Origin of the sequence: Actinoplanes sp. NPDC048791 (assembly GCF_040650095.1) — a bacterium.
Classification (GTDB): Bacteria; Actinomycetota; Actinomycetes; order Mycobacteriales; family Micromonosporaceae; genus Actinoplanes.
The window spans coordinates 1-4,344 of the sequence record NZ_JBEZGQ010000743.1; the positions used below are offsets into that span (position 1 = coordinate 1).

At 74.6% G+C, this 4,344-nt stretch carries 6 protein-coding genes and 1 pseudogene; 3 read left to right on the top strand and 4 right to left on the bottom strand.

What is annotated here, in order from left to right:
- The coding region (locus AB0C29_RS35940; protein WP_360830046.1) for a SigE family RNA polymerase sigma factor at nt 1-517 on the bottom strand (517 nt) is incomplete at its 3' end.
- A 101-nt stretch (nt 518-618) separates the two neighbouring features.
- On the opposite strand from AB0C29_RS35940, the gene AB0C29_RS35945 reads away from it, so the two are divergent.
- Genes AB0C29_RS35945 through AB0C29_RS35955 form a run of 3 tightly spaced genes read left to right on the top strand, consistent with a single transcriptional unit; the run spans nt 619 to nt 2,641 of the window.
- Nucleotides 619-1,185, top strand: a complete 567-nt coding sequence (locus tag AB0C29_RS35945) for a hypothetical protein (protein ID WP_360830049.1) — start codon at nt 619-621, stop codon at nt 1,183-1,185.
- Nucleotides 1,186-1,235: 50 nt separating this feature from the next.
- A complete protein-coding gene (locus AB0C29_RS35950) occupies nt 1,236-1,739 on the top strand; it encodes a deaminase (protein ID WP_360830052.1) in 504 nt (167 codons plus the stop codon).
- Complete coding sequence (locus AB0C29_RS35955) at nt 1,736-2,641, top strand: TIGR03619 family F420-dependent LLM class oxidoreductase (RefSeq protein ID WP_360830055.1); 906 nt, start codon at nt 1,736-1,738, stop codon at nt 2,639-2,641. The genes AB0C29_RS35950 and AB0C29_RS35955 overlap by 4 nt, the downstream gene beginning before the upstream one ends.
- Before the next feature lie 28 nt (nt 2,642-2,669).
- On the opposite strand, the gene AB0C29_RS35960 is transcribed toward AB0C29_RS35955, so the two are convergent.
- The 3 genes and pseudogenes from AB0C29_RS35960 to AB0C29_RS35970 form a co-directional block, all read right to left on the bottom strand.
- Entirely contained in the window at nt 2,670-2,927 is a 258-nt protein-coding gene (locus tag AB0C29_RS35960) for a type B 50S ribosomal protein L31 (RefSeq protein WP_360542768.1), read from the bottom strand.
- 57 nt (nt 2,928-2,984) lie between these two features.
- Nucleotides 2,985-4,121, bottom strand: coding sequence for a gala protein (locus AB0C29_RS35965; RefSeq protein WP_360830058.1), 1,137 nt, complete (start codon nt 4,119-4,121; stop codon nt 2,985-2,987).
- Nucleotides 4,118-4,344 (bottom strand): annotated as a pseudogene (locus AB0C29_RS35970) (SDR family NAD(P)-dependent oxidoreductase); the annotation flags it as partial. The gene AB0C29_RS35965 and the pseudogene AB0C29_RS35970, both read right to left, overlap by 4 nt.

Below are 4,344 nucleotides of genomic sequence, written 5' to 3' on the forward strand. Positions count from 1 at the left end.
TCAGTTCCTGGGTGGAAAAGCCCGTCAGTTCCCGCTCGCCCAGCAGGCGTCGCAGGGTGGTCAGACCGCGGGAGGTGTGGCTCTTGACCGTGCCGGCCGAGCAGCCGAGGATCGCGGCGACCTCGTCGACCGGCAGGTCGTAGAAGAAGCGCAGCACCAGTACGGCCTGCTGCCGGCGCGGCAGCCGGGCCAGCGCGACCCGGACGACCTGGCGATCCTCGATGCCGCTGCCGCCGGCCGGTGGCAGCGGCTCCGGTGTCTCGCGCAGCAGCCGGACCCGGGCCCAGGCCAGCCGCCGCTCGTCGACGAACGTGCGGACCAGCATGGTGCGCACGTACCCGTCGAGGTGGGTGGCCGTGGCCGCCCGCTGCCATTTCACGTACAGCGTGGTGATGGTCTGTTGCACCAGGTCGTCGGCGCGGTGCTCGTCGCCCGCCAGCAGGAACGCCAGCCGCCGCAGCGCCGGTATCCGCGCCGTGACGTAGTCGACGTACTCCGCTTGAGAACCGTCCCGCATCGTGCCGCCCTCCGTCGGGTCATCACTTCTCAGACGGGTGCGGAGGACCACCCGGTTGTCCGGTCGCCGGGCCCGATCGTGTTCCGGGCACAATCGCTGGCGTGGATGTGCCCGGACTCCTGCGCCAGGCGGCGGGCGAGCTGCCCGCCGGGCTGCCCCGGGCCGACGTCGACGAGTACCTGGCCCACGCCGAGTGGGAGCTCGCCCTGGACGTGCTGCTCGACCGGGGCGACGACCATCCGGTCACCACGTCGTACTTCCAGATCCTCGAGGAAGCCGCGCACCGGATGGGCCTGGAGCGTAGCGCCGCGTGGTGCGCGTGGCGCCGCCGCGAGGTGCTGCACGGCGTCATCCGCGCCGAGCTGAGGCTGATCCCCGGCACGCGCAGTGCAGCGATCCCGGGCGCCGGGACAGTACGCCCGCTGTGGGACACCGGGCTGCTCACCCCGGCCGGTGCGCCGGACCTGGCAGTCGCGCTGATCTGGGTCGAGTACGCCCAGGAGCTGCCACCGGGCGGCGCCGGTCCGGTCCGGCTGGCCCCGCTGACCGCCGTCCGCTGGCATCATCTCGAGCCCGGCGACCGGATCACCATGCACGAGGGGGGCGTGACCACCGGCACGGCGACGATCACCGAGGTGGTGTTCCCGGGACCGCCGGATCGCCGGTGACGCGCCCAGGCAGGGCAGCAGGCCGCACATCGAACTTCTAGGCTCAGCGGATGACCACCGTTGATGTCAATGCGCTGATCGGCGTCCCGCTCGACGAGGGGGCGGCGCTGGCCCGTACCGTCGAACTGGCTCTGCACCAGGCCGCCACCGGCCGGTTGCCCTTCGCGGCGCTGGTCGTGCGCGGCGGCGTCGTGCTCGGCGGCGGCGCCAACACCGTCGTGGACGACCACGACCCGTCCGGGCACGGCGAGGTCGTCGCCGTCCGCGACGCCACCCGCCGGCTCGGCACCGCCGACCTGTCCGGCGCCGTGATCTACTCCAGCTGCGAGCCGTGTGCGATCTGCCGGCTGGTCGCCGCCGCGGCCGGGATCGGCGAGATCGTGTACGCCGCGGACAAGTCCCTGGTCCCGGCGGCGATCGACGGCGACGCGGCGACCACGGCCCGGCTCATCGACGCCGTCACGGCGGTCCTGCCGGGCATCGCCCGCCCCGGGCACACCGACGCCGACGCCGCCGCCCCCTTCCGGCGCTACGAGCAGGCGGTGGCCCGATGATCCGGCTCGGCGTGAACGTGCCCAACTTCGGGCCCGAATCCAGCTACGACGCGCTGCTGGGCTGGGCCCGCTTCGCCGAGGACGGCGGCTTCGACACCCTGGTCGTCTCCGACCACGTCGTGCTGACCCCCGAGGTCGCCGCGATCTATCCCGAGCCGTTCCACGACCCGTTCGTGCTGCTCGCCTGGCTGGCCGGGCAGACCACGACCGTGCGGCTGGGCACCTCGGTGGTGCTGCTGCCGTACCGGCACCCGCTGCACACCGCCCGGATGAGCGCGATGCTGCACCTGATGAGCGGCGGCCGGTTCGTGCTCGGCGTCGGGGCCGGCTGGTCGGCCACCGAGTTCGCCGCACTGGGCGCCGACCACGCCCGGCGCGGCCCGGTCACGGACGAATACCTGGAGATCATCACCGGGGCGTGGGCCGCGGACCGGGTCGACGGGCCCGGATATCAGGGGGTGCAGACGGGGCCGCGGCCGCCGGAGGGCCGGGTGCCGGTCTGGGTCGGCGGAGCGTCGCGCCGGGCGATCCGCCGCGCGGTCCGCTCGGGGACCGCCTGGCATCCCATCAACCCCGACCTGGACTGGCTGCGGGACAAGGGGCTGCCGGCGCTGCGCCAGGAGGCGGCGGAGCAGGACAGGCCGGTGCCGGAGCTGGTCGTCCGGGTGAAGGCCAGGCTGCAGGCCGAGCCGGCCGGTCCGGAGCGCCCGGCCGGGGTCGGCACGCTGGAGCAGGTCGTGGGGGACGTGCACGCGCTGGCCGGGCTGGGCGCGAGCGAGGTGATCCTCGACCCCAACCCGGACCAGCCCCGCCCGCGGGACTACGCGGCCGAGCAGGGGCAGCTGGCCGAGATCAGGCAGGCGTACGCCGCCGGAGACGCGAAACCGGCGGCCACCCGGTGAGGGGTGCCGCCGGTCGCGCGGCGACGGCTTACTTTCCGCCGCGGGCGCGGGCGTACTTGGCGCGGAACTTCTCGACCCGGCCGGCGGTGTCGAGCAGACGCTGCTTGCCGGTCCAGAACGGGTGGCTGCCGCTGGAGATGTCGACGTCGAGCACCGGGTAGGTCTGCCCGTCGCTCCACTCGACCGTCTTGTCACTGGTCGCCGTGGACCGGGTCAGGAACGAGTAGTCGGCGCTGCGGTCGCGGTAGACGACGTAACCGTAGGCGGGGTGGATTCCGGTCTTCATATCTCAGTCCTCCAAATGGATCCAGCGGGTAGAACGCAGGAGGAGGCCGGTTATTCCTTACCGGTAGACGCTCGCGATCGCCCGGATGTCGGCGTGCGGCACCGGTGTCGGCTGCCCCGCGAGCAGCTCCGCCGCCCGGCGCCGCTGCCGGCGTGGCACCCCGCCGTTGAGTCCCAGGTACGCGAGCGTCGGATGCCCCTGCACCGCCGTCACCAGCCGCCGGGCGCCGCGCCCGCCGATCTCCGTCCGCCGCAGGTCCAGCCGCTGCAGCCGGGCCTCGCCGAGGGCGTCGGCCAGCGCGTACGCGCCCTCGTCGCCGACCACGTTGCCCTGCGCGCCCAGCGACCGCTCCGACGGCGGCCGGGCCAGGTCCAGCGCCGTCCACGCGCCCAGGTGCCGGGCCAGCGCCACGGCCCCGGCCGGGGTCAGGCCGTTGCCGCCCAGCCCGAGGGTCAGCGCCACCCCGTCCGCGAGCCCGGCCAGCGCCGCCGCCCCGGCGTCACCGAGGTGGTTCGCGGCCAGGTAGATCTCGTGCACCCCGGCCTCGTGGATCAGCGTGCCCAGCACCGGCACGACGTCCGCCCCGAAGCCGTTGCCGCCCAGGTAGAGCCGTTGCAACCGGGCCGGGCGGGCGGTGAGCGCGGCGGCCAGCGCCCGCAGGCCGTGGACGGTCAGGCCGACGTTGACCAGGTCGAGCGTACGGATCGCCCGGTTGGTGGCCAGCGCGGCGGCCAGCCGGGCCACGCCGTCGTCGCCGACCGGGTTGCGTTTGAGCCAGAGCGCCCGCACGGTGTCGTCCTGGGCCAGCCGGGCGGCGATCGCGTCCACGCCGTCCGGGTCGATCCGGTTGCAGCCCAGGTAGAGCGTCTCGACGTGGTGGCCGGGCCGCAGCGCGCCGGCGACCGCACGGGCGCCGTCGGCACCGAGGCCGTTCGTGCCGAGCAGCAGGTGACGTACCAGCGGCGAGTCGACGGCCGCCGCGACGATCCGCGCCGCCTGCTCGGGGCCGAGGCCCTGCTTGCACAGGTCGAGCCGGCCGTCCGGCTGAACCGTCCCGCGCGGGAACTCCTCCGGCTGCGCGACCGTGCCCCCGGCGGCCAGCCGGGTCAGCAGGGGAGTGAAGTCCGCGGGGTCGGCCAGCCCGGCGCCGGGGTCGGTGATGGCCGGGCAGCGCACCGGGGTCGCGTCGCTCACCAGGGCACACTCCGGTAGTCCTTGAGGAACTGGCCGCTCACCGGGTCACCGCGCAGCCCGCGCACGATCGGGTCGTACACCCGGGCGGCGCCGTCCACGACGTCGAGCGGCGGCCGGAAGCCGGCCTCCCGCACGGCCGTCTTGGCCGGGTGCGGGCGCTCGTCGGTGACCCAGCCGGTGTCCACGCTGTTCATGTGGGTGCCGTCCCGCTCGTAGTCCGCGG

Coding starts and splice junctions, on each gene's coding strand:
- AB0C29_RS35950 (WP_360830052.1), top strand. CDS start 1,236: ATGACCACCGTTGATGTCAATGCGCTGATCGGCGTCCCGCTCGACGAG.
- AB0C29_RS35955 (WP_360830055.1), top strand. CDS start 1,736: ATGATCCGGCTCGGCGTGAACGTGCCCAACTTCGGGCCCGAATCCAGC.
- AB0C29_RS35960 (WP_360542768.1), bottom strand. CDS start 2,927: ATGAAGACCGGAATCCACCCCGCCTACGGTTACGTCGTCTACCGCGAC.